Source organism: Blautia intestinalis, from assembly GCF_014297355.1.
Classification (GTDB): domain Bacteria; phylum Bacillota; class Clostridia; order Lachnospirales; family Lachnospiraceae; genus Blautia_A; species Blautia_A intestinalis.
In genome coordinates this window covers 106,000-132,413 of the sequence record NZ_JACOQE010000007.1, presented here as the reverse complement: position 1 = coordinate 132,413, position 26,414 = coordinate 106,000, and the positions used below count along the sequence as shown (strand labels likewise).

General features: G+C 42.9%; 17 protein-coding genes and 1 tRNA gene. 1 reads left to right on the top strand and 17 read right to left on the bottom strand.

Translation table 11 applies throughout. The features are described from left to right. Positions 1 to 386: 386 nt before the first annotated feature. The 12 genes from H8Z79_RS11980 to H8Z79_RS11925 all read right to left on the bottom strand — a co-directional run bounded on the left by H8Z79_RS11980 (position 387) and on the right by H8Z79_RS11925 (position 18,484). Positions 387 to 474, bottom strand: a tRNA-Ser gene (locus H8Z79_RS11980). A 130-nt stretch (positions 475 to 604) separates the two neighbouring features. Continuing rightward, positions 605 to 1,918, bottom strand: coding sequence for an ATP-binding protein (locus tag H8Z79_RS11975; protein ID WP_118040416.1), 1,314 nt, complete (start codon positions 1,916 to 1,918; stop codon positions 605 to 607). Further along, a complete protein-coding gene (locus H8Z79_RS11970) occupies positions 1,915 to 2,631 on the bottom strand; it encodes a LytR/AlgR family response regulator transcription factor (protein WP_015541464.1) in 717 nt (238 codons plus the stop codon). The genes H8Z79_RS11975 and H8Z79_RS11970 overlap by 4 nt, the downstream gene beginning before the upstream one ends. An 81-nt stretch (positions 2,632 to 2,712) precedes the next feature. Further along, positions 2,713 to 4,164: a family 43 glycosylhydrolase gene (locus H8Z79_RS11965; protein ID WP_118040418.1), complete on the bottom strand. Its 1,452-nt coding sequence runs from the start codon at positions 4,162 to 4,164 to the stop codon at positions 2,713 to 2,715. A gap of 131 nt (positions 4,165 to 4,295) precedes the next feature. After that, positions 4,296 to 5,606 carry a leucine-rich repeat domain-containing protein gene (locus H8Z79_RS11960; RefSeq protein WP_118040420.1) on the bottom strand — a complete coding sequence of 437 codons (1,311 nt, stop codon included), beginning with the start codon at positions 5,604 to 5,606 and terminating at the stop codon, positions 4,296 to 4,298. 2 nt (positions 5,607 to 5,608) lie between these two features. Further along, on the bottom strand, positions 5,609 to 6,967 hold the full coding sequence (locus H8Z79_RS11955; protein ID WP_118040422.1) for an MBOAT family O-acyltransferase: 1,359 nt from the start codon (positions 6,965 to 6,967) through the stop codon (positions 5,609 to 5,611). Next, positions 6,964 to 8,772: a leucine-rich repeat protein gene (locus tag H8Z79_RS11950; protein WP_118040424.1), complete on the bottom strand. Its 1,809-nt coding sequence runs from the start codon at positions 8,770 to 8,772 to the stop codon at positions 6,964 to 6,966. Before H8Z79_RS11950 ends, H8Z79_RS11955 begins: the two co-directional genes overlap by 4 nt. Positions 8,773 to 8,901: 129 nt before the next feature. Beyond that, complete coding sequence (locus tag H8Z79_RS11945) at positions 8,902 to 10,371, bottom strand: MFS transporter (RefSeq protein ID WP_118040426.1); 1,470 nt, start codon at positions 10,369 to 10,371, stop codon at positions 8,902 to 8,904. 4 nt (positions 10,372 to 10,375) lie between these two features. Continuing rightward, a complete protein-coding gene (locus tag H8Z79_RS11940; RefSeq protein WP_118040428.1) occupies positions 10,376 to 10,807 on the bottom strand; it encodes a hypothetical protein in 432 nt (143 codons plus the stop codon). 15 nt (positions 10,808 to 10,822) lie between these two features. Continuing rightward, positions 10,823 to 13,888, bottom strand: coding sequence for a glycoside hydrolase family 3 C-terminal domain-containing protein (locus tag H8Z79_RS11935; RefSeq protein WP_118040430.1), 3,066 nt, complete (start codon positions 13,886 to 13,888; stop codon positions 10,823 to 10,825). A 236-nt stretch (positions 13,889 to 14,124) separates the two neighbouring features. After that, complete coding sequence (locus H8Z79_RS11930) at positions 14,125 to 16,518, bottom strand: glycoside hydrolase family 2 TIM barrel-domain containing protein (RefSeq protein WP_118040432.1); 2,394 nt, start codon at positions 16,516 to 16,518, stop codon at positions 14,125 to 14,127. 1 nt (position 16,519) lies between these two features. Further along, positions 16,520 to 18,484, bottom strand: coding sequence for an alpha-L-rhamnosidase-related protein (locus H8Z79_RS11925; RefSeq protein WP_118040434.1), 1,965 nt, complete (start codon positions 18,482 to 18,484; stop codon positions 16,520 to 16,522). A gap of 241 nt (positions 18,485 to 18,725) precedes the next feature. On the opposite strand from H8Z79_RS11925, the gene H8Z79_RS11920 reads away from it, so the two are divergent. After that, the gene (locus tag H8Z79_RS11920) at positions 18,726 to 18,917 is read left to right on the top strand and encodes a ubiquinone biosynthesis protein UbiE (RefSeq protein WP_118040436.1); all 192 of its coding nucleotides are present in this window, start codon (positions 18,726 to 18,728) and stop codon (positions 18,915 to 18,917) included. Between the two features lie 67 nt (positions 18,918 to 18,984). Here H8Z79_RS11920 and H8Z79_RS11915 read toward each other — a convergent pair whose 3' ends face one another. The 5 genes from H8Z79_RS11915 to H8Z79_RS11895 form a co-directional block, all read right to left on the bottom strand. Continuing rightward, a complete protein-coding gene (locus H8Z79_RS11915) occupies positions 18,985 to 19,707 on the bottom strand; it encodes a lysophospholipid acyltransferase family protein (RefSeq protein WP_015541454.1) in 723 nt (240 codons plus the stop codon). A 27-nt stretch (positions 19,708 to 19,734) separates the two neighbouring features. Continuing rightward, a complete protein-coding gene (locus H8Z79_RS11910) occupies positions 19,735 to 20,469 on the bottom strand; it encodes a hypothetical protein (RefSeq protein ID WP_118040444.1) in 735 nt (244 codons plus the stop codon). 18 nt (positions 20,470 to 20,487) lie between these two features. Then, complete coding sequence (gene gyrA, locus H8Z79_RS11905) at positions 20,488 to 23,043, bottom strand: DNA gyrase subunit A (RefSeq protein WP_118040446.1); 2,556 nt, start codon at positions 23,041 to 23,043, stop codon at positions 20,488 to 20,490. 11 nt (positions 23,044 to 23,054) lie between these two features. Beyond that, on the bottom strand, positions 23,055 to 24,980 hold the full coding sequence (gene gyrB / locus H8Z79_RS11900) for a DNA topoisomerase (ATP-hydrolyzing) subunit B (RefSeq protein WP_118040448.1): 1,926 nt from the start codon (positions 24,978 to 24,980) through the stop codon (positions 23,055 to 23,057). Between the two features lie 251 nt (positions 24,981 to 25,231). After that, positions 25,232 to 26,317 (bottom strand): hypothetical protein, encoded by a 1,086-nt coding sequence (locus H8Z79_RS11895; protein WP_225876979.1) that lies wholly within the window; start codon positions 26,315 to 26,317, stop codon positions 25,232 to 25,234. Between the last annotated feature and the right edge of the window lie 97 nt (positions 26,318 to 26,414).

Here is a 26,414-nt window from a genome sequence, read left to right as displayed (position 1 = left end):
CACGCCGCCAGCGTTCATCCTGAGCCAGGATCAAACTCTCTGATAAAGTGTTTGATGTACTCAAGACAACCAACTAGCTTAGTTATCTCTCGTCATTACTGTTTTTAAAAGTTCATTCTATTGAATGATGATTCGCTAAAGAATTTTCGAGAATCGTATGTGTTTCACTGTTTAGTTATCAAGGTTCTCTGTCTTTCGGCAGCTCATTTATTTTATCACTGTCATTTCCGTTTGTCAAGAACTTTTTTAAGTTTTTTCAAACTTTTTAAATGACTTTTGTGATTCGTCGTTGCATCAGCAACTCGTTTACTTTATCACATTCATTTCTGAATGTCAAGCACTTTTTTGAAGTTTTTTATTTTTTTCAAAAATTCAAAAACTTCAAGCGGAGAAGGAGGGATTTGAACCCTCGCGCCGGTCACCCGACCTATACCCTTAGCAGGGGCACCTCTTCGGCCTCTTGAGTACTTCTCCTGACTCCGAATTCATAATCTCTTATGCAATTTGAAGTGCGTCTTTTCCAAACGCATGGTTAATTATACATAACACATTTTACATTGTCAACACTTTTTTTGCATTTATTTTAATATTTTTTTCACTGTCTTTATCCTCCTGCAGGAAGCAGTATTTTCAGCTCAAACCAGTTATTTTCCTGCGCAGCAACGACTGATCCGTGGTACTTCTCAACCGTACTTTTTATACTCTTCATTCCATATCCATGGAGGCGTCTGTCTTTCTTGGTCGTTACAGGCATTCCGTTTTTGAACTGTATCTTTTCATCGCAGTAGTTTTCTGTACGGATGCGCACAAACTGTTTCTCTTTTGTCACATAAAGCCAGATCAGACGTTTTTGTTTCTCCCGCTGCTTTTCTGCACTTTCAATCGCATTATCCAGCATATTTCCAAACAATGCACTCACATCCATATCTTCCATAAAAGACAGAGCTCCCCCGTCTACGATAAACTTCAGTTCTATTTCTTTGTTCTGGCATATCATTGCCTTATTTGTCAGCACTGCATCCAGTATCTGGTTTCCGGTCTTGTTCTGAGTCTCGTATACCCTTATCTCGCGTTCCATTTTTTCCAGATAACTTGTAGACTTTCCGACATAAGCCTGAGTCTTGAGAAGATTGATCTGATGCTTCAGGTCATGATATTTCCGGTTTACCATATCAATATTTTCTTTTGACAGCTGGTAGTTCTTGTACTGCATCTCCATAATATTATGAAGTGTCTCTTTCTCAAAGCGGATCTGAATTTCTTTGACCTGAACATGATATGCATACAGTACGGCAATCCCGCTTAAATCCACGAGTGTACGGATAATAAAAATATCCATAACAAAGGTTCCGCTGAACAGTCCATTCTGATCTAGATAACTCAGATTACTCATGGCAAATACCGAGGCAGCAATGATAATGACCACCAGTAATTCTCTTCTTGTAATATGAAGCTCTTCAAGATCTTTTTTGAGATTCAACTCCATCAATGCCAGTATGGTAAAGATCACGGCATAAACAAGAATCAGTTCCACCCATTTTAAAAGCTCTCCCTGTATTCCTCTTATATATCTCAGATAATAATATATCTGCCAGCACAGAGAAGCCGCAAACTCTCCGTTGATAAACGCTTTTACGAAGTAAAATCCCGCCTCTCTGAGCGAAAAATCATTACAGATATAAATATATCCCAGAAGAAGCAATACTATCAGCAACATCGACGGAACAAACAATTCCTGTCTTACTCCATCTGTCACAGTCATAAAAAATAAAAGGAGGGCAAACTGAGCACAGCTTACTACTGCCAGCTTCCATCTCCCGATTTTTCTTTCATTCGTACATGTGATCACAAATACGGATAAAGCATAAGCTATGGCATAGTAATACCCTGGTGTATTTAGCACCTCTGCTGTGTTCATTTGCCCACCTCATTCAAATATTCATTTAATGCGTCCAGGAATGGTTTGCGTCTGCTCCTGCTTACCTGAATTGTATCTCCGTTGACGCTGACATCACTTCCCATGTAATTATCTACATATTCCAGATTTACCAGATAACATCTGTTACACCGGAAGAAACGCTTTGCATCCAGCTGGCTCTCCGCATCCCTGATTGTCCCCTTGGTAACAAAGTTTCCCTCTGTTGTATGATAGATCAGAAGGTGATCCTGCACCTCCACATAACAGATCTGTCCAATATCCAGTTTCTTTTTGCCGCCTTTCAGCGCTATAGTAATAAATTCTTTTTCCTGTACTTTTACTCTGTGAAGCGCTCTTCCCATACTCTCCGAAAAAGAGAAATACGAAATAGGCTTCAGCATGTAATCCAGAGCATTTACCTTATATCCCTGAATCGCATACTGAGGCATATTGGTTATAAATATAATAACAACGTCCTTGTCCAGTTCGCGGATTTTTTCGGCGGCTTTCATTCCGTTCAGAAAAGCCATCTCAATGTCCATGAGAATAAGATCATAATCCGCGGAATACTCCGTCACGATGTCTTCTCCATCCTGAAATTCCGTAATCAGAAATTTCAGTCCGTTTTCTTTTTCGTATCGATTCAGGTGAGTTCGCAACGCTTCCAGATCATGCGCATCATCTTCCACTGTTGCAATACGAAGCATGTTCATCCCCCGTGCCTTCTCATATAATGATACTTGTAGTATAACAAGAAAAAGCACAGGAAACAATCCATTTTTTATCTCGGCTTTTTATTTCAGAGTAAACGAAATAAAGTCAAAGCTTCCTTTTCCTTCAAAAGTAAAGAACAAAGCCTCTCTGTTTCCAGAAGTCTGGACAGCAGATGAGAACTCTTTCAGTTCCTTACATGGACTGACAGCAATCGTTGCAACGGCTTCGCCGTTTTCACTGGTACGGACATACAGTGTACCTTCCGCGCGCCCCTTTATTGCCACACTGATCTCTTTTGTTTCACTGAGATCAAAGTATTTGAACCCTGCCAGTGCACTATCACACATATTTGCAATATACTGATCCGGTCCGGATTCTCTGTCTCTTCCATCCTGTGTCAGATACGGAGTTCCGCTCTTCGGGTGTTTGATCATACTTAAAAAACGGGTTCCTTTTTTTCCATACAGATTACATGCAATATATGACGGATAAGTTCCCTTTCCTTCCAGCGGGCCTCCGTTTAATCCACAGGAAGTCATCTCTGCCTGATAAAATTTTCCGTCTTCAAAACGGATTTCTTCTGCCATAGCCTGACGCGAAGACTGTTTACGGTTGCTGTGTCTGTGATAGAAAACAAAATATTTTCCATTTAATTCAATGATACTGCCATGTGTATTTCCGGTATTGCATCTCGCATGCTTCACATCCGGTACACCTTCAAGACCTACATCACCGTTACTTACCAGAATACCGCCATACTGAAATCCTTTAACCGGGCTGTCACTTGTCGCATAGCAGAGTTCATGGCTGTTCATTGTGCTGTAAATGAAATAGTATGTACCATTAAATTTACGCATGGAGCTTGCTTCAAGGAAAGAATGTCCCTCATAAGGAGTACCGATGGATTCCTTTTCGCCAGCAACTCCAATATAGGACGGTCCATTCAGTACCGTCAGCATATCAGAAGGATCAAGTTCAAAACACATCGGGCCATGTTCTGTCGGTTTCGATCCATCCAGAAGGATCGGGTTTCCTGCCAGTGCAAAACCTGTATACAGATACAGTTTTCCATCATCATCCATAAAGATACCCGGATCAAACTGGAACGGCTCATTTTTTTTGCCAATTGCAATACCGTCACTGTATTTTACATACCCGTAAAATTCATATTTTCCTGCCGGTTCATCACATACAGCTACGGAGATCATCTTTGTACCACCCATGAAATAGTACAAATAAAATCTTCCATCCGGTCCCTGCACCATATCCGGCGCTGCAAGGCCATTTGTCAGTCGGATTCTCGGTGCTGCCGGATCCTGTTCTCTCTTATAAATGCAGCCCTCATAACGCCAGTTACCAAGATCATCCACCGGTGCCGACCAGCAGACATAATCGCCCAGGCAGAAATTCAGTCCGTTGAATATATCATGAGAACCGTAAACATACACACGGTCTCCTACAACATGTGGTTCTGCATCCGGAACATATTCCCAGCTTGGCATGTATGGATTCACAGCCTGTTTTGTCTTCATGTTTTTCCTCCAATTTCATATTATCAATTTCACAATCCTGATTTTACAGTTCAAAATTTATAGTCTCACTTTTATCGTATCTGCATTGTATCATGATTTTCCGTATCAGATTTCTTTTGAACGTGGTTGGTTTATTTTTCTGCGTGAGCAGTAACTTTCCCGATCCTGCCGGCATACACTGACCAGAAATAATTTCGCTTATAACTGTCTACAGACATCTGCGGAACAAGGATTTCTGCACCTGTACCATCCAGAAGATGCTGACCCACAATACATTTCGAAGGATCTTTCTGTTCAAGCACAATTTGCTTAAGACCTGCACAATTCGAAAAAGCATAGTCTTCAATCTGTGTCACATTCTCCGGGATCACGATCGTTTCTTCACCCTGATATGTCTCACTGTCCTTTGCAGTCCATATTCTGGTTTCTGCAGATACATCTCCCCACGTTCTGTGAGGTTTCTCCGGGAGTTCCACAGTTACAGCTCTGTCATCCCCCAGCATCGCTTTCATATCGCGGATCAGCTGCACGGTATTTACCTCTTTTCCTGGCTGATTCAGATGAAAATTGGTGTCAAAAAACCACTCCGCTTCCATCAGACTGTTTTTCGGATTTCCTATAACAGGAAAATCCAGTTTCTGACGCAAAAATACATCATATGCTGCCAGGTCATCCATATCTTCCACAGACAGTTTATTTACCGGACAGTACCGATACCAGACCACAGCCCCTTTTTTTTCAAGTCTTTTGGCCCAGTCATTCATATAGTCCATAAATTCCGGCTGAACTACATCTTCTGTAAATCTTACTTTCTGGTTCACATCATAACCATTCGGAAGGATGTTTTCCCGACATGTATCCAGTTCGATATCTCCGTATGTATTAAAGGATTTCTTCTGATAAATACTGTCCGTCTGAGGCTTCTGCCCTTTCATTACATAATTCAGCTTTTCCAGTGCAAACCGTGGAAAATTTCCCAGCATCGCCTCAAAGTTTTCACTTTTCAGATCACGAAGCATTCCAAAGGCTCCATCAGCAGCCTGCCACATGTATTCTCCGTTAAAATAATCGGAAAATGTCTGCTCACTCTGCTCCGGGGAAAGGATTACGATATCTCCTTCATGAATATAATTTTCGGAAAGATCCATAACTGCCTTGGTTCCAAGACCTGCATACATACCGAAATTAACTATTTCATATGAAGGAAAAAAATCATCCATCAGGGCACTGTCACAGTCAAAAGCCACTCCGCTTCCTCCGACAAGCACAATTCGCTTTCCCGAAGTTTCCTTCAGCCTCTCATATTTACTTTTCAGTTCTCCCATAAATGTATCCCCGAACTGTACAGGCAGTCCAAAACCGCAGATCAGAAAAAATACCTGTTCAGCCAGAATCACTGCCAGTGCAGTTGCAACAATACGTCTTACTGTTCTTTTATCCATATTTAAAACCTGAAATAAATAAATGCATTTTCACCGCCTGATGCCATCCTGCCAAGCCATGAAAATTCAATCACAGTCACCATAACAACAAAAATCACTGCTGCCATACAAAAGCCTTTCTGAGTCTGGCAGTTCTTATCGATCTCCTCAGGAAGTCGTTCCAGAATCAGCCAGCTAATTCCTGTCGTAAGAAGTCGCAGAATCGCAAATCCCCGAATTCCCAGGAAACTCATAGTCTCAGCTATTCCACTGCCCAGAGGATTCACAAACGGCTGTTGCAGAATCCGCCATGCACCGATAAGTGAAGGAGCACGAAAGAACACCCACGCAATATTCACAAGAAGCAGCGTAAGGATCCAGCCAGCCACCGGATGAAGGATTCTCTTTTTATCTTTCCTAATCTGTGAAAGGCATATAGCACCAACCATATAGATTCCATGGATCAGTCCCCATACAACAAAATTCCATAACGCTCCATGCCAGAATCCACTCAGCAGAAAAACGATCAGTACATTCCTGCATCGCTTTGCAAACCCTCTGCGGTTTCCTCCAAGTGGAATATATACATAATCTGTAAACCAGCATGTCAGGCTGATATGCCATCTTTTCCAGAAATCCTGTATGCTTACCGCGCGATAAGGATGCCTGAAATTTTCCATAAGCCGTATTCCCATCATACGTGCCGCACCTCTTGCAATATCTGTATATCCCGAAAAATCACAATAAATCTGAACCGCAAAAAACGCCGTTCCCAGAACCGCTCCAATCCCTCCGGCATCCTGCGGCGCAGCATATACTTTATCAACATATACCGCCAGATAATCTGCCACGACAACTTTTTTGTAAAATCCCCGGAGCATCAGCCAGAAACCATTCAGCAGATTTTCCCCTCTCATTGTATGCTTTTCCTTCAGCTGTCCAAGAAGATTACCTGCTCTCTCGATCGGACCTGCAACCAGCTGTGGAAAGAACGATACAAACAGAGCATAGCTTAAAGGACTTTTTTCCGCTGAAATTTCGCCACGATACACATCGATCACATATGCCATTGTCTGGAAGGTATAAAATGAGATTCCCACTGGCGGGACTGAATATTTCAGACCGATCAGAAATCCCAGACATACAGTCACTGCCAAAATCAGCCAGGCTCTTCTGTGTCTGCCCTTCTCAACAGCAATTCCCGCCAGATACGTGATTGCCGTTGTAAGCAGAAGCAGTCCTCCTGCCCAGGAACTTTCTTTTATGTAAAAGAAATAGCTCACAGCCAGTAGAAAGAGTTCTCTGTATTTCCATGGAATCTTCCAGTACAAAAGCACTACCACCGGAAAGGAGAAAACAAATGTCAGTGATATAAAATTCATTTCTTTTCCTCCTTAGCAAGCTGTTCTTTCAGATCACGGATTACTCTTTCCGTCCTAATCTGTGCACCTTCTGTAGATAAATGGTTGTCTGTACCATACAGATAGATTCCCGTATATAAAGAATCTTCAAGCTCGGAAATAACCGGAATATGTAACTGACTCTTAAAGTATTCATGCAGACGGGCTCTTTCTTCCTCTGTACTCTCCTTCGAAAGTGCATATTTATTTCTGGGTGAATAGGTAAAATAAACTTTTATTCCCTCATCCATAAATTTCTGAAACTCCGCATTTATAGAATCGATATAAGTATCCTTCGGATATGCATTTACTGTATAATTTACCGGAAGTCCGTAAATCGGTTTTTCACTTGTGGAATTCGGACGGTACACTACATAATCCCCGTATTCATTGTAGCTTGGCTCCTCCACTTCATTTCCATCCTCGTCATACTCTGATGCGCAGACATCATAATTTTTTCTTTCCATATCTGCTCTTGCATCCTGATATGCAGTAAAAGCAGTGAAAATCTGTTTATACTCTCTGAGATCCAGCTGCGCAAACACATCATAATCAGACTCCATCATGGCAAAAGTTGCATAATCCAGTTCCTTCTGATAACAAAACTGCCGATTTGCCGCATCAAATTCCGGCGAATCCAGAAGGATATCTCCCTCCTTCATACAGGAGCGGATCAGTTCAAGCTGAGGAAGTGCCGGTGAATAGGCAAACACCCCCATATTGACCACTTCATAATCCGGAAAAGCGCGGTCGATCATCTCACTGTCATATCCGAATCTTGTCGAAGAACCGGAAAACAGAACGATTTTCTTTTTATCTTTCAGGCTCAACAGACGATCGTATTTGTCCTGAAATGTATCAAAATAGTTGCCACTGTAAGCCGGTGCTTCGATTGCATTTATATGAAGTGTCCGCAGCATATCGCAGTCCTGAAATGCATAATCACTGACTTTCATCAGATCATCATACAAATACATCTGTTCCATCCGGCTGTTTTTGAATGCCCACTTTTCGATTTCATAAATTCCCGGAGAGAGTATCACCGTCCTGCAGTCAGTATCTGCGAAAGCCTGCTCTCTGATCGTCCGCACAGGAAGTTCTCCGAGATTTGGCGGAACACATATCTGCTGTTCATTTCCTATATATCCTGTTATCACCGCAAATCCCGATACTTTTTTATAAACAAAGTTCTCCTCGGCTGACCATGGAACCCACTGTGCATACAGCACGAGCCCTTTTTTCCATGCAGCTCTGCTTCCAAGGCCCACATCCTCTCCGGTTCCATCGGCACGGGTATTCCAACCAAGCAGTGTATAGCCATATCTGTAAAAAAGGTCTGTTCCAATCGAAGTATTGATTCTCTGATGCGTTCCGCAATAATACTTTTTCACTTTATCCGTTTTATCGGACAGTGTTTTTCCTCCATTGGCATCATAAGTAATCTCATACTTTCCTTTCTCAACCTGAATACAGATACTCTCCGAATATTTTACTTTGTGCAGAACAAGCTCCACTGTCTTGCCATCATTATCTTTTGTTATGTCAGTTTTTCCATGATAATCCGTGCCCAGAAACTGCCAGCTGTTATCAAGCGTAACTGTAAAGTTCACATTGCTCCCCGCTTTTACTGTTCTGGCCGGTTCTGTCACATGGTAGCCTTCACCGTCTTCCAGAACAATATGACAGAGATTTTCTTCTGAGTCATTTTTCTGCCCGCATCCGACCAGGCCGGATAACACCAGAAGGAGGGCTGTAAAAAGTATCGTTTTTAATTTTCTTGTATTCACAAATGACTCCTCCTTCTTTTTTATATAAACTGACTGACGGTCTTCCGGCATATTTAAGGCACAGTTTTGCACTTACTAACCTTATATATACCAGAAGACCGCCTCTTTACACCAGTCTTTTACGACTCTTTATTTATTTTTTCTTGCTGCGATTGCTTTCTGTTCTTCCGGCAGATTCTTCTCTATCGTAAAGAAGAAAATCAGAATTGCACAGATCACATAGGCAATTGTCTCTACCCAGATATATCCGACAGAGATTGCTGTCTGTGCCGCAGCTGTCTGTGCTGCAGTACCCAGTGCAATGTCTGCTGCCTGGTCGTATCCACTGGCATTTAAGATTGCACTGAAAATAGAGTTACATACCGGAGTCGCAGCTACCATGATGGAACTGTAAATAGACATTGTAAGTCCATCTGTACGGATTCCGGCTTTGTATTCGATATGATCGATTACGTCTGCAAGCATGGCAAGAATCATGTAACATGCCGGAGCAGATCCAAGGCATTTAAGAGCTACACCGATTGCTACAGGAACAATCTGCCCGTTACCTATGATTGCGATCACGCCACCGACAGCGCCAAGAAGCATGCCGGCCATACATACGATACGTTTTCCGAATTTGTTACAGAGCGGTACGATTGCCACTGCTGCCACAGCCATCGGAACTGCACCCATGATACTTAAAAGTGACTGTGAAGCCCCCCAGGCATCTGCTGTTCCAAAGAAAGTGTTGTCCATTACCCATTTACAGAAATACGTCATGGAACCGTTCTTCATAGCGCCGCTCCACTGGAAGCCCATGTAGAACAGCATAACGATCCACCACATTTTTTCACTGGTAACTGCGGAAAGCTGTTCTTTCAGAGAAGCAGTTTTGACTGTTTTCTCCTCTTCAGCTCCCTGTGACATCTGCTCTTCTGTTACACGCTCACGTGTAAATTTAAACTGTAAGAAAATGGTAAGGGCAGAAAAAATAGCAATGGCAGTCATCGCTACCAGCCACAGATGCTGATTTTCTTTCAGTGCGAAAGAAACCAGGATCGGGAATACCATGGAACCGGCACCCATAACAGCAAGTCCTGCCACATTTGTGAAGGAAGCCAGTGCACCTCTCTGTTTACTGTTTCTTGTAGATACAGGAATCAGTGTGGAGTTAGCTGTATTGTAGATCGGATAAGCCACAGCATAAAACAGGTTGTAGGCAATCGCGATCCACACCATTTTGGCAGTTCCCTCAAAAGGAACTACAAACATCAGTACAGAGGCAATGGACAGAGTCAGAGCAGACAGCAGGATCCACGGTCTTGCCTTTCCAGCCATTGTTCTCGTACGCTCAATAAGCTGACCTACGATCAGGTTTGCTGCTACGATCAGAATGGTCGAGAACAGCTGTAAAGTTGTCAGAAATGTCAGGTTCAGTTTCAGGACATCTGTAAAATAATTCTGAAGGATACTGGTAAAAATACCGGAAGCCAGAAGCGCTCCAAACGGTCCGATAAAATATCCGATCAGCATCTCCGGAAGTTTTACATCATCTGATTTGATTCTGGAACCGGTCAGCGGACCGTTCCAGAAATCTTTATTATTTGTCTTGCTCATAAAATTAATCCTTTACCACTTTGAAGAAGGAGGAAATAATTGTACAGATCATAGCAACCGCGCATACGATCATTCCGATGATTGCACCCTTCAAATCCGCCATGTTCTGGGCATTATTCTCAAAAGTCATAATTGATCCGATTGCAGCGATTCTGCTGCCGAGAAACTGGATCAGCGCATACGCTGTCAGTACGCCGCACACTACCGGAATAATATCCAGAACCGGTTTTGCTCCCATTTTCACAGAAGCCACAATCATAACGATCTCAAGAATTGCAGCGACAGCCAGGCAGGCTATAACCGCATTATTAACACCACTGTTTATAAAATAATTTGTTTTGCAGTTCATCATATACAGAACCAGTCCAAAGACAGTTACAAGAGCAGTAATCACACTTAGAACCAGTCCTGCACCTATTTTTTTCTTTTCAGCCATAGTTATTATTCCTCCTTACTGCTCTTTCTTTTTCAGTCCAAGCAGATACATTGCCGCACAGAGTACAGTCAGTACACCGAATCCGATACGAAGACCTGTGATCAGGTTATCATACCATGTGTTCAGTTTTTCAATATGTGTAGTAGTCGACATACCATCCATTGCATTGGAGTTTGCAAGTGCATAGTTCTGATACAGCATTGCCTGTTTCAGGTCTGTCAGAAGTTCTTCACTCTGGCTTGCGTTTTCTACGCTCCAGTATGGCCATACTTCTTCTACTGCTGCCATTGTATTGTCACCTGTGTTACATGTCATGGTTACACCATTGTGTACAGCCATTCGGATCTTTGTATAAGTAGGATCCTGGATGAAGTCCTCAGACATCAGACCTTTAAATCCCCATTCTTTACGAAGGATGTTCTGAAGAAGTCCTGTATGTGCGTTACTTGTCACACAGCCGACACGGTTGTATGTAGTCATTACAGCAAGTGCGTTTGCATCCTCGATGCAGGACTGTGTACCACGCAGTTCGTTTTCACGTGCAGCCTGCTCCGTCATAAACTCGGCAATACCTGTACGGTTGATCTCAGTGTCATTGAATGCCAGATGTTTCGATGCGATCAGTACGCCGTATTCATGTCCGGCTTTGATGATTGCTGCACCCTGACCTGCTGTCAGAACTGCATCTTCTGAGAAATATTCATGGTTACGTGCATTGTACGGTGTACGATGAAGGTTTGTTCCAACACCCCACCAGATTGCTGTATTTGCCCACAGAGAATAGTTACCGATTACTTTACCCCATTCTTCTGCAAGCTGTTTGCTGAATGTCTGGCCGATTACAGTTTCAACCGCCATAACACCCATCTTGTACTCACGGTTCGGATCATCCTCTGCGATCACACAAGGATCTCCTGTAGAATCATCTGAGTTTGCATACTGTCCCAGCGGATAAGAGTTAAATCCGTTCGGTCCGTCGTTCTGGATTGCTTCCGGAGAAGTAATAGATTCGATCGTTTTTGTACTGGTTCCGCCAAGCCCTGTACGGATCAGGCATTCTTCCAGAGTGATCTGATCCATCAGAGTGCTCCATCTCTCATCTGTAATATCATCTACACCTTTGAGGTTTGCTAAAGTCATTCCGTTGTCTGCACCAAATGTTATAGAAGACGGATCTCCATTTGCTTCGATATCACTGTAATCATCAGCCATAGTGCTGATCATCTCATCTGTAGCTGTCAGGTCTTTGTATGTTTCCGGCCAAGTTCCTTCCCAGTCATTTCTGCTTAAGTAAGTAACGGTGTCTTCCATCCAGTTATTCAGATCTGCATCCTGGAGCTGATTTTCTACCGGTGTACCATTTAAAGTTACTGCAAAGGAAGAGGAATCGAAATCACCAAGTTCCCATGTCTGTACGTTATCCTTATTTCCCTCAACATCCTGATCCTGTGCAGCAAGTACATTATTTACAGCCTCATGTGCACCATTTCCAACAGTGAAATAATAAGTTCCATTATCCAGGATCCAGTTACCTGTTGTTCCTGCTTCGTTGCTGCATGTGCTGTCCCAGCTTGCCATATCCTGTGCATCAGCAGTAATTGTAACAGTCTGGCTTTCGCCCGGCTCGATCATATCTGTTTTTTCATAGTCCAGAAGCTGAACTGCAGATTTCTCTACTTTGTTTTCTACATCATAATCTGTGTAAGGAACAGAAGTATAAAGCTGTACAACATCTTTACCTGCAACATCACCGGTATTCTTAACTTCTACTTCAGCAGTTACAGTTCTGTCAGAAAGTTCTACATCCACACTCTTGAGAGTCTGCTCGAAAGTTGTATAAGAAAGACCATATCCAAACGGATAAGATACTTCATCATCATAATTCCATGCTTTGCCTGTAGAACTTCCTACAGTTGCGTCCGCATTTCCCTGTCCAAGTACCGTATCTGCATATCTTGTCTCGTAATATTTATATCCAGTATAAATATCCTCTGCTTCCACTTCTTCTGCATTGATATTTACAGACGGATCTGCATTTGTCCACTCATAGTTTCCAAAATTCTGTGCTGCCGGTGAGTTGGCATTTGTCACAGCATAAGTATCTGTCAGATGACCGGACGGATTTGCTTCTCCGGAAAGGATATCTGCAACACCATAGAATCCGTATCCGCCCGGTAAACCAACTTCCATGATCGCATCGACGCCATCGTTGTTTTTGATCTCGTCGATTTCCATAGCGTTTGCATTATTCAGCATAACGATGACTTTACCGCCGTTGTTTTCTTTTTCTTCAACTGCAGCATTGATCAGGTCACGTTCATCATCGCTTAATCCCAGCGGGTCAGTCTGGTTCAGATCCTGAGATGCATCTACACCATCCACACCCGGAAGATAGGTTCCGTTCTCTGTGGAAGAACGTCCGATCGTTACCAGCATGACATTGTAATCATCCATGGATTCTTTCCACTGGCTGTCTACGCTGTCCATCTTTTCCTGTGAAGGCTCTTTGCTTGCAAAAACGCCATCTGTTGCAGGAGCTGTAATGTGGTAATATTCCATGATATTTCCCCACATATTAACTTCTGTTTTGAATTCTGATTCCAGGCTCTTGTACAGTTTCTGAAGATCTTCATTAATCTTGAATCCTTTTGCATCTAATGCTTCAACAAAATCTACAGTATCTGCATCTGTTCCTTTATTCTCATTCAGGGAGCTTCCCATGTCTCCACCCTGTACCGGATAGTAGCTGGAAAATCCAAGAAGGGACAGTTTCTGTGTCTCATCTTTTGACAGCGGAAGGGCATTATTCTCGTTCTTTAACAGAACCGTTCCTTCCTCACTCATACGTTCTCCCAGATCCTCGATGGAATCCAGAAGTTCTGTCGTGCTGGAATAATCAGATTTGTATGTGTACAGGTCCTCATCTGTACTGTCTGTTACCATCGCACTGCTCTTTGTACCAAGAAATTTGTCGATGTCTGTACGATAACTGTCTACTACAGGTCCTGCCGCAACAGAAACGGTCAGAAGAGACGCTGTAAGAGTAGTCAGACCACGCCAGATATTTCTTTTTCTGCTCATGTTTGTAGCTCCTTTCTTTCCCTGAAATATGGGTAAGCCTCATCGCTCAAGTGCTTCCTCAATTTCTATGTTCTAAATTTAACATAAATTTAAAAAACGCTCCCATTTTTTTCGCAGACTGCACTTTTTCAGCCGTAAATGGGAGCATTTTTTTATTGAATTTTCACAAGCAAAATTTTTCAGGAAATCTTGCACAAATTGTGATATTTGTTTTTGTTTATATTGCCTATAGTTTTCTATTTTAATGCTACAATCGGAATCTCACGGGTATATGTCTTTTCTTCATCACAGACAGTGATTTTTACCGAATCAGTTTCTCCGGCGCGTACCACGGCCATCGCTTCACCATAATAAGTATCAACGGTATCCTGTGCATAGTTTCCTTCCACATAGGAGCAGGCACTTCCCAGACCTTCAAGTGTTCCATTCTCAACAGAAACCTTGAGATGATGTTTTTCCATCGGTTTCCAGTTCCCGATAAAGTCTCCGTACTGCATTGGAACAAACAGCAATTTACCGGGTTGCACTGTTTCCTGCTCCGGTTTGATATGAAGGATTGTCTGTTCATTCGCTGTTACAAGAGTCTGACGGTTGATCTCGTGGCCGTTTTTATCATAGGAAATTGCAGTAATCTCACCATCTTCATATGGAATGTGAAATTTTGACCTGCATTTCTTTACTTTTCCACGAGCTGCTTTTTTTCCATTGACCAGAAGTTCCACTTCTGCTGCCCTTGCAAAGACTTCAACCTCCGCTTTTTCTCCGGCACACCCTCTCCATGACCAGCTCTCCAGAGCCTTTGTAAGTGCCCATCCTGTCAGATTCAGCTTTTCTTTCTGATAAACAGGTTTTACGGCAATAAACGGACCTGTTTCGCGTTCAAAAGCAACTCTTGTATAGGCTGCTTCCGCACGAGGTTTTCCGAGAAGATCGATTCGTCCGTTATTTCCGGTCATTCTGGTGTGTGGCATTTTGCCTTTGTAATCCTCATATTCTGCGGCACCGTCTCCGGTCTCTCCGATATATTCCCATCCTGACCAGACAAAATCCCCAAGGATTCGTTTATTCTTTTTGGCAATCTCCCAGAAGCTGTATGCATCTTTGCAGAAAGTCTCTGTACCTAGGATCAGACGCTGTGGATATTTCTTCAGGTCGTGCCTGTAGCGGAAAAGTCCGTAGTTATATCCTGCAATGTCCATGTTTACAAAAGCATCTTTTGTTTTCCAGTCACATGGCGGAAGTGTTGCTCCAATCTTCATGAAATAATCTCCAACCAGACATGCAAGAGTATTATAAAATTCACTTCCTACCGGTTTCTTCTTTTCTTTTTTCTCAGCTTCCTGTTTTGCCGACTGTGCACTTTTTTCTGCTTTATCGTCGCTGTAAACGCCCATTCCCATGGAACTTAAGAAGTTAAAGAAAATATTGATTCCGCAGGTTACCGGTCTGTACGGATCAAGTTTGTGAAGATGATCTGTCATTTTTCCGGTAAGCTCGATTCCTTTTTTCTGTGCGGTCTCTGCTACTTCATTTCCAGTAGAGTACATGATCACAGACGGGTGGTTATAGTCTTTTTCTACCATATCTTTAAGATCCTGCTGCCACCATTCCTGAAGATAATCCACATAATCATATTTTGTCTTGTGGATGTACCAGACATCGACATACTCATCCATTACGAGCATTCCCTGGCGGTCGCAGGCATCCAACAAGTCCTTAGAACATGGATAATGTGAAGAACGGATTGCATTATAACCATTTTCTTTGAGAATGCGAACTCTTCTCGCCTCAGCCTCCGGATAGGTACATGCCCCAAGTACACCGTTATCATGATGCACGCAGGCTCCACGGAGAATTTCTCTTTTGCCGTTGATCGTAAGACCATTTTCCAGTCTCCATTCAAGAAGTCGGATTCCAAATGTTTCCTCGACAACATCTTCTCCAAATGTCGCACGCAGGGTGTAAAGATTCGGATGATCACAGTCCCAGAGCTTTGCATCCGGAATTTCCATACGAAATACGGACGGGTTTCCTGTATTTTCAATTTTTTTCGTAAGCACAGTATGTTCTTTATCTAAAATTTCAACATTTACCATACCCGGACAGGAAGTTTTAATCTCCACCTCGATTACAGCCGGCATATAACTGACTGTGTGAATTTTGATTCCGTTTACCGGGATATATTTTTTATCTCCTGTCCAGAGGTATACCGGACGGTAGATTCCTGTTCCTGAATACCAGCGGCTGTTTGGCTGATCGGAATTTCGTGCGATCACACAGATTTCATTTTGTGCTTCATATTTCAAAAGCCCTTCAGTATCTACATAAAAATTCGTGTATCCGTACGGTCTGTATGCAGCTTTCTTTCCATTAATATAAACTTCCGCATTATGATAAACACTTTCAAACTCGATGAGAACCTTTTTGCCACTGTACTCTGACGGTACAAAAACATGTTTTGTATATTCATAGTCGCCGCCCAGATACCAGCCGGAATTTCCTTCGCTCAAACTTTCTTCTGTTCGCGGCTCACTCCGCATGGCGTCATGCGGAAGAGTCACAGAGTATGGTTCTTCATCTCTGGTAAGACATTTACATGTCCAGTTTTTATTAAAATCTATTTTTTTCATTTCAAATCTTCACCCTTCTTGTCTCTCCTCTTACCAGAGAAAGTTTCTGTTCACCTAGTTCCAGAATTCCGCCATCTGCATTCGGTGTGATTTCCAAAATCTCTCCATCCCAGACCAGACGCATAACTCCATTGCTTCCCACCGGAAGTGTGCAGTCAAGCTCTGTAAAATACTGCATCTGCGGTTTTAATATATAAGTAACACCATCTTTGTTTACAAGATCCAGCCCGGCAAAATATTTTGCCAGGAAATAGATCGGGCTTGCCGCCCATGCATGGCAGAGACTCTTTCCGAAGTGATCACCGTACATATCATACTGTTCTTCCTTCGGTACAGACGGATCATATTCTTCCCAGAATGTAACTGCGCCAAGGTCCAGCATACCTCCCCAGTAGGAGCGGATTTTGTCCAGAACTTCCGTAAGTTTTCCCATCCGGCAAAGTACATCCAGTTCAAAGAAATTGAAATATGGTGTTGTGATCGCCGGAATTTCATCATTTTCTAATACATTTTTAAGGATTTTTTCCTGCTTCGTTTCGTCAGCAATTGAGAATAAAATTGCAAAAATGTTTGCATGTCTTGTCACATTTCGTCTGCCGGACGTGAAGGAATCGATATAAGCACCTTTTTCCTCATCCCAGAAGAATTTTTCGATGACAGCAGTCAGTTTTTCATATTCTGCTCTGTAAACGCTTCCATCTTTACCAATCTGTTCGCTGATTTCCGCCATTGCGCGAAAACAGGCAGCGTAAAGCATCTGCTCTGCACAGAGCGGGCCGTCTTTATCCATATCCGCCCAGTCAATATATACCCAGTCTTTTTCTTTCCCGATCAGGAAACCATGCTCATCGCGTCTGCCATTGCAGAATCCCATAAGAGAAACCATCTTCGGATAAACAAGTTCCAGAAAGTCCCTGTCACCATATCCTTCATTATGATAATCTACACCGAGTAACCACAGCAGTGAATAATCTACAATTGTATTGATATGTTTTGTCATCGGGTCGTTACCACGGAGTGCCAGAATTGTTCTCTGGTCAATATCCGCATCCGCCATCAGGTAACGGTTTACAAAAAAGCTCTGATAAGCATCACCCGACCAGATCCATTTATCACGTTTTACTCCGTCAATAAAGAAAATGCCGCTGCAAAGCCGGAATGTATGCTCTGCTACAGACCAGATCTGATTTAATCGATCTTCTCCACAATGAAAAGATGCTTTTACCGGAATATCCACATACTGATGGTTTGCCCTGAGGATAACTTCACCCGGCTTGCAGTCAGGAATATATGCAAATCTTACTGCACAGCACGGACACTTGCCTGTCTCCTTGTCCGGCTGCCAGCTATAATAGCAGTGGACCGGATCAATTGCTTCTTCCCTTGACTCTCCACAGCAGATCAGCACCGGCTGGTATCCGTTTTTGAACTCTGCTTCCAGAACCGCATTCAGTTCTGTTTCAAACTCATACAGTGTTCCGCCATTATATTCTGTTACACTGACTGGTTCATATACTTTTTCGCTGTATTCCCAGACTGTCGGATTCTGATTCGGTTCTGTAAAGTATTTGCTTTTGCCGGCCGGCAGTGGTTCTTTATCATAATCTTCTACAATCCATCCCTTATCTGAGCAGATTACTTCTCCCTCCACATAAATACATGGAAAAGCTTCAATGCAGCCTGTGTGAACTCCAACTGCAACTTCTCCCGAACCACAGACGATTTTCTTTCCAAACGGATATTTCTTATCGCCAACCAATACATGGCCGATGGCATTTGAATATACGGTAAAAGAAGTTTCTTTTTCCAGCTGATAAGTACGACGGAAAGCCACTCTGTTGCGGAAACCTTCACTTTTCCAGAAAGCCGGCCAGCCAAAGCCTCTCTCCACACGGCTGAAATTCTGTTTCATCCCATGATATAATTCAAAATCTCCCGGATACCATATCCAATAACTTCTGCCCATTCCTGTTTCCTCCAAATCTTCTCTTTTATCTGCTGCCAGTCGCCTGGACTTTTTACTTCTATAATCTCTACTTTAACTATACGGGCAGACTTATTATAAAGTCAAACACAGTTGACGTTCAAAAAACAGCTATTCACGCAAGACTGTTATTGCCGCGTTTTTGTTGGATTTTCGAAGTTTCTGTGTTAGACTGATTTTTAAAAGAAAACAGATTTCTGAAAAAGCGAAAGAAGGGATTTTTATGGCAGAGATTATAGAAGAGTTTTTTACCGGATACTGTAGAAATTTTGACATGACTCAGACAGTCATATGCGAATTTGAACAACTTCCGGACGGCCTTCATCTTCTGGATTCAAGCTGCGAGTACGGAGACTGTAAGTTCAGTAAAGATTGCACACTCATGAAGCAGGCCCTCGATAAGGAAAATACCTGAACTGCGGCTCATTCTTATACAGAAAACAGCCGGGAGATTTACCCCCGGCTGTCCTGCTATCTTAATTTTATTCGTCCCATCCACCATATTCCTGAATCGTTGCTTCTACTCTTTTTCTGACTTCGGCTGCGATTTCTGTGGATTTCATATCTTTATACTCTTCATAATGCATTGGCTTCAGGAAATGCACCTGTACCGTCAATGGTTCTGCAGATCCCGTATCAAATGCTTTATAGGTGTCAATCAGTGCCACCGGCACGATCGGACATTTTGCCTTCATTGCCGCCTTAAAACTTCCACCCTTAAATTCCTGCGGATGGTTTCCGTGTTTGCTTCTGGTTCCCTCTGCAAAGATCAGGTAATTGCGTCCGTTTTTGACTTCTTTTGTGACATTGAGGATTATCTGCATGGACTGCCGGATATCTTCTCGATCCATAATATATGCCTTCATACAGGCAAATACCTGTCGTAAAAACGGTACGTTTCCCACTTCTTTCTTTGCAACTACAGAAAAAGGTGTCGGACAGGCTTCCAGAATGGCCAGCACATCATATAATCCCTGATGATTCGGATAAAACATAAAACCATTTTCGTTGGGAATGTTTTCAACTCCATAAGACTTCACGGTAATATTTCCACCCACATTTGCCTTATGGTCGATTTTTTTCAGGAGTGCATATCTCTCGCCTTCTGTATAGCGATCCACATTTGCCGCATATTTATTTAGCATAAACCAGCCCCACGGCACAAACAGGATGTTTCTTAACACCATCATTATAATTCTTTTCATTTACGCGCACCGCCTCTTCAAAGGATTCTATTTCAGTTTTGCCGCAATCTGTTCTTCATATCCCGGATTTTTCTTAATGAATTTATCATAAGCGGTTGTATAATCCTTATAAACCTGCGTATTCATAAACTCTGCATATTTGGTTGCAGCCTGTTTACTTATATCATCAGTGATTTCCGAAGGTGTCATTACATAATATTTGCCATCATCCTTTTTCTGCACCATATAAGTACTGATACACGGATAACTCTGGCCGTTCTTAAGTACCAGATCATAAATCACATACATATATGTAATCTTGCCATTCTGGTAAATCTGACCACACTGCGTAATTTCTGCCTTGTCTGCAGCGAAAGCTTTGTAGTAATTTACGGTAGCATCCATTTCCTGCTGCAGATTATCATCAGCTTTGGAAACTCCGTAGCATTTCTTTGCCTTGCTTTCGCTTCCTGACGTATAAGCCTCTACAAGCGTTCTGACTACTTTCTCCGGTGTCTTATGACTGACACCGCATCCTCTTGCCGCAAATACGATCACAATGATCAGCACGATCAGTACAGCCGCAGCTGCCAGAACTTTCTTTGGAAGTCTGGCAAACACTGCTGCTATATCCGCTCTTCCTGATGTTCTTCGTGAAGACCGTCCTTTTGCGGTGTTTTTATGTCTTGCCTGCTGTCTTTTTTTGGCTGCTGCGGCTTTTGCATGTGCCCCGGAAGCACCGGAGCGTTTTCTTACATTTGTTGCAGCTTTTTCCCTGTCCATGATGATTTACTTTCCCCTTTATTTCTCTGTGCTGTCCTGATTTTCTTCTATGGTAGCATCTTCGGAAATTTCTTCTGTATTTTCGGTATCTTCAGAACTTTCTTTCTCTGCTTTGTCTTCGTCTTTTTCACGTACTTTTGCAAAACTTGCAACAGTCACTCCTTCTGAAAGATTGATCAGTTTTACTCCTGATGTGATTCTTCCGAGGATTGAGATATCCGAACACTGCAGACGGATAATAATACCCTCTGTAGTAATCATCATAATTTCGTTTTCTTCATTTACTGCTTTGGCGCCGATAACATTACCTGTCTTTTCGGTTATCTTGTAGCACTTCACACCCTTACCGCCACGGTTCTGGCAGGTAAATTCACTGATAGATGTTCTCTTGCCCATACCGTTTTCGGATACAACAAGCAGATAATATCCCTGTGTGTTAAGCTGCATTGCCACAACTTCATCGCCATCCAGCAGGTTAATACCGCGTACACCCATAGATACACGGCCGGTACTTCTGACATCGGTTTCTTTGAAGCGGATACACTGACCGTATTTCGTTACCAGAATGACATCTTTCTTATCATTGGTAGCTTTTACCTCGATCAGTTCATCGTCATCGCGAAGTGAAATTGCAGCAAGACCGATTTTGCGGACATTTGCATAGTCCTGAATCGGAGTTTTCTTTACAAGGCCTTTTCTGGTAGCCATCATCAGATAGTGTCCCTCTTCAAACTTACTGATCGGGATAACTGCAGTGATACGTTCACCCGGCATAAGCTGGAGCAGGTTGATGATTGCCGTACCTCTGGCTGTTCTTCCGGCTTCCGGAATCTCATATGCTTTCAGTCGATATACACGGCCGGTATTTGTAAAGAACATGACATAATGATGCGTAGTTGTCATCATCAGTTCTTCAATATAGTCATCATCAAGTGTCTGCATTCCCTTGATTCCTCTGCCGCCACGGTTCTGGCTACGGAAGTTATCTACGGTCATTCGCTTGATGTAACCGAGTTTTGTCATAGTGATGACTGTATTTTCTCTCGGAATCATGTCTTCCATAGAAATGTCATATGCGTCAAATCCGATTGCTGTTCTTCTGTCGTCACCGTATTTTTCGGAAATCGCAAGGATTTCTTCACGGATCACACGAAGGAGTGTATTTCTGTCTGCCAGAATTGCTTTTAATTTACGGATTTTTTCCATTAATTCTGCATATTCTGCTTCCAGTTTCTCTCTTTCCAAACCGGTAAGCGCACGAAGACGCATGTCTACGATTGCCTGTGCCTGAACATCAGTCAGTTCAAATCTGTCCATCAATTCCTGTTTGGCAACCTGTACACTTCTTGAACCACGGATAATGCGGATGACTTCGTCAATATTATCCAGTGCTTTCAGCAGACCTTCTAATATATGCGCACGTTCCTGCGCCTTATTCAGATCATATTTGGTACGTCTTGTAACGACATCTTCCTGATGCGCAAGATAGTATTTCAGCATCTCCGGAAGAGTCAGGACTTTTGGCTGAAGGCTTCCGTTTACAGCTACCAGACAAAGCATGATTACACCAAAAGTATCCTGAAGCTGTGTATGCTTGTACAGCTGATTCAGAACTACATTTGCATTGGCATCTTTGCGGAGATCGATACAGATACGCATACCTTCACGGCTGGAATGGTCGTTAAGGTCGGTAATTCCGTCGATTTTCTTTTCACGTACCAGCTCTGCGATCTTTTCGATCAGACGTGCTTTATTTACCAGATACGGAAGCTCTGTCACAATGATACGTGATTTTCCGTTTGGTAAAGTTTCGATATTTGTCACCGCACGGACACGGATCTTACCACGGCCGGTACGATAAGCTTCTTCGATACCTCTTGTACCGAGGATCGTTGCACCTGTCGGGAAGTCAGGTCCTTTCACGATTTCAAGGAGTTCTTCGATCGTAGTATCTCTGTCCTCTTCAATAATGTTGTCAATGATCTTGACAACTGCACCGATAACCTCTCTCAGATTGTGAGGTGGAATATTCGTAGCCATACCAACCGCAATACCGGAAGTTCCATTTACAAGAAGGTTCGGATAACGGGCCGGAAGTACTACCGGCTCACGCTCGGTCTCATCAAAGTTCGGCTGGAAGTCTACGGTATCTTTATTGATATCCGCAAGCATTTCCATGGAAATCTTGCTCAGACGAGCCTCTGTATATCGCATCGCAGCTGCACCGTCACCATCCACGGAACCAAAGTTTCCATGACCGTCTACCAGTGGATATCTCGTAGACCAGTCCTGTGCCATATTTACAAGAGCTCCATAAATAGAGCTGTCTCCATGCGGGTGATATTTACCCATGGTATCACCGACGATACGGGCACATTTACGATGTGGCTTATCCGGACCGTTGTTCAGCTCTATCATGGAATACAGTACCCTTCTCTGTACCGGTTTCAGACCATCTCTGACGTCCGGAAGGGCACGGGAGGCAATAACACTCATGGCATAATCTATATAAGATTTTTCCATGGTCTTCTGCAGATCCACCTCATGGATTTTATCAAAAATATTGTCTTCCATTCTTTATTCTCCTAGATATCCAGATTTTCTACAAAGCGGGCATTTTCTTCGATAAATTCTCGTCTCGGCTCAACTTTATCACCCATCAGAGTGGTAAATGTCAGGTCGATTTCTGATGTTGCGGACTCATCCATAGTCACACGCAGGAGGATACGTTTCTCTGGATCCATGGTTGTCTCCCAGAGCTGCTCTGCATCCATCTCTCCAAGTCCTTTGTATCGCTGGATTTTATTATTATTGTCACGTCCGATCTGTTCAAGGATGCTGTTCAGTTCCGCATCATCGTATGCATACCAGACTTTTTTATTTTTTTCTACTTTGTACAGTGGCGGCTGTGCCAGATATACATAACCCTGTTTGATCAGTTCCGGCATAAATCTGTACAGGAATGTCAGAAGCAGGGTTGCAATATGTGCACCGTCAACATCGGCATCAGTCATGATAATGATCTTGTGATAACGGAGTTTGCTGATATCAAAATCATCATGGATACCTGTACCAAAAGCAGTGATCATAGCCTTGATCTCTGCATTGCTGTAAATTCTGTCAAGACGGGCTTTTTCTACGTTGAGGATTTTTCCTCGAAGTGGAAGGATGGCCTGTGTCGCACGGTTTCTTGCAGTCTTTGCAGAACCGCCCGCAGAATCCCCCTCTACGATGTAAATCTCACAGTTTTTCGGGTCTTTATCGGAACAGTCTGCAAGTTTGCCCGGCAGTGCCATTCCGTCAAGAGCTGATTTTCTTCTGGTAAGGTCTCTGGCCTTGCGTGCAGCCTCTCTTGCCCTCTGTGCAAGAACAGATTTCTCTACAGTTGCTTTTGCCACAGTCGGATTCTGCTCAAGGAAGATTTCCAGCTGTCTGCTGACTACATAGTCAACGGCACCACGCGCTTCACTGTTGCCGAGTTTCTGCTTCGTCTGTCCTTCAAACTGAGGCTCTTCGATCTTGACACTTACGATGGCGGTAAGTCCCTCGCGGATATCGTCACCGCTTAAGTTCGGCTCACTGTCCTTGAGCAGTTTATTTTTTCTTGCATAATCATTAAATGTCTTAGTTAATGCATTACGAAATCCGACAATATGTGTACCGCCTTCCGGTGTATTGATATTGTTTACAAATCCGTAGCTGTTTTCTGTATAAGAATCATTATGCTGCATGGCAACCTCTACTGCCACGCCATCCTTTTCTCCCTCACAGTAAATAACTTCAGGATAAAGGGATTCCTTGCTTCTGTTCAGGTAGGTTACAAATTCGCGGATACCGCCCTCGTAGTGGAATGTTTTTTCTTTCTTAGAGTCTTCACGTTCATCCCTGAGAACGATGCGCAGTCCCTTGGTAAGAAATGCCATCTCACGGAGACGCTGTTTCAGAATATCGTAATCATAAACGGTTTCTTCGAAGATTTCTTTATCCGGAAGGAATGTTACAGTCGTTCCGGTCTTGCCTTCCTCACAGTCACCTACAACCTTCAGAGGATACATTGTATGACCTCTCTCATAACGCTGTTTGTATTCTTTTCCCTCGTGATAAATGCTGACTTCCAGCCATTCAGACAGTGCATTAACAACTGATGCACCTACACCGTGAAGACCACCGGATACCTTGTATCCCCCACCGCCGAATTTACCGCCGGCATGAAGAATGGTAAATACAACTTCTACTGCCGGTATTCCTGCTTTATGGTTAATACCAACCGGAATACCTCGTCCGTTATCTACTACTGTAATGGAATTATCGGGATTGATCGTTACCTGAATTTCTGTACAAAATCCTGCCAACGCTTCGTCTACCGCATTATCCACGATCTCATATACAAGATGATGCAGGCCCCTGCTGGATGTACTTCCAATGTACATACCCGGTCTTTTACGAACGGCTTCCAGACCTTCCAGAATCTGTATCTGGTCCGCGCCGTATTCTGTATTCTCTCCGCCCATGTGCTTCCTCCTGTCATTCTATATTTATCTGCAGACAGATGCCTCTGTCATTTTAAAAATAGGCATAATAATACATGTTTATTATAGCACAAAACCATTTTCTTTCCAACCGCGAATCCCCGTTTTAAAGGGATTTATTTTATTTGAATTTAACTGCAAAAGTCAGGTTATAACACAAAACAACTGCATTTTCCATAATAAAAATAACGAGAGCCCGGTTTACACCAGACTCTCATCAAACGTCTTACACTTTATTTCTGTTTTCTCTTTTTGTAAACAATTACTCCACCTGCAATCACGATCACAGATACCAGAAGAACCAGACCCCAGAATGCCGGATTCATCGGGTCACCAGTCTTAACTGGACTTGTTGCACTTCCGCCATGACTGGATGCACCACTTCCACCGTTAGATGTACCAGAACCACCATTGCTTCCGCTAGGTGTTACAGTAGCATCCTTCTTGGTATTGGTAATCTCGATGCTTCCATGATACTGATCAGACTCATTCAGCTTAACACTGTCTTCACCACTTACTACATATGCGAAAGCATCTTTATCGAGCACATTACCATTCTTATCGGTTTCCTTAACTGCATAAGTAACAGTATCTTTTATATCTTCTGAGAATGGAACCGTAACAGTTACTTTATCATTCTGCTTCAGTTCAACGGTACTTACCACCTTACCAGAATCATCAAATACAGTTGCATAGAACTTGTCGTCTACATTCTTCTTCACACCGTCCACTACAACGTTCTTTGTAATCTCGATCTTTCCATTTACAAAGAAGCCTTCCGGAAGAGTTATAAAAATGTTATTTACATAAGCTGCAATATCTGTAGCAACCGTATTGTCATCCACTACAACACTGTTGTCTTTCTTGCCTGCTGCATTCGTAACATTGTACTGGAAGCGGTTTTCTTTATCAATCTCCACCCCAGTATTCAGCTTGATTGCCTTGTTGTTCTCATCAAGCTCGAATATATAATAGGTGCCTCTGAGGACATTACTGTAGGAAGCTTTGCCTGACTGTGCATTCTGGATATGGATTGTTCTGATGTAGTCATCACCATATGGGATTGTTCCATCCTTATCAAGAAAAAGACCAACCTTGTAAGTTGCATCGTCAGAAGTTATTTCATCCAGTTCAAACGTATTCGGGTTAATACGATAAAGTCTCTTCTCAACTGTAATACCTGCTGTGTTGCTCTTCTCTGCCTTTGGATAAGCCTGTACGTCGTAGATCCATCCTTCCTCTGTGCTTGCAAAAGGAACTGTTAAGAGCATCGGTGTTACCTTAACGGAGCTCTCTGCTGCACCGATCACCAGGTACATGCCCTCTTCCATATCGCTGTAAACAACCTTGCCCTGCTCATCCGAAACAGCCTCTACCGGTTTTAATGAAGAAGCATCTGCAACCTCGGCAAGCTTT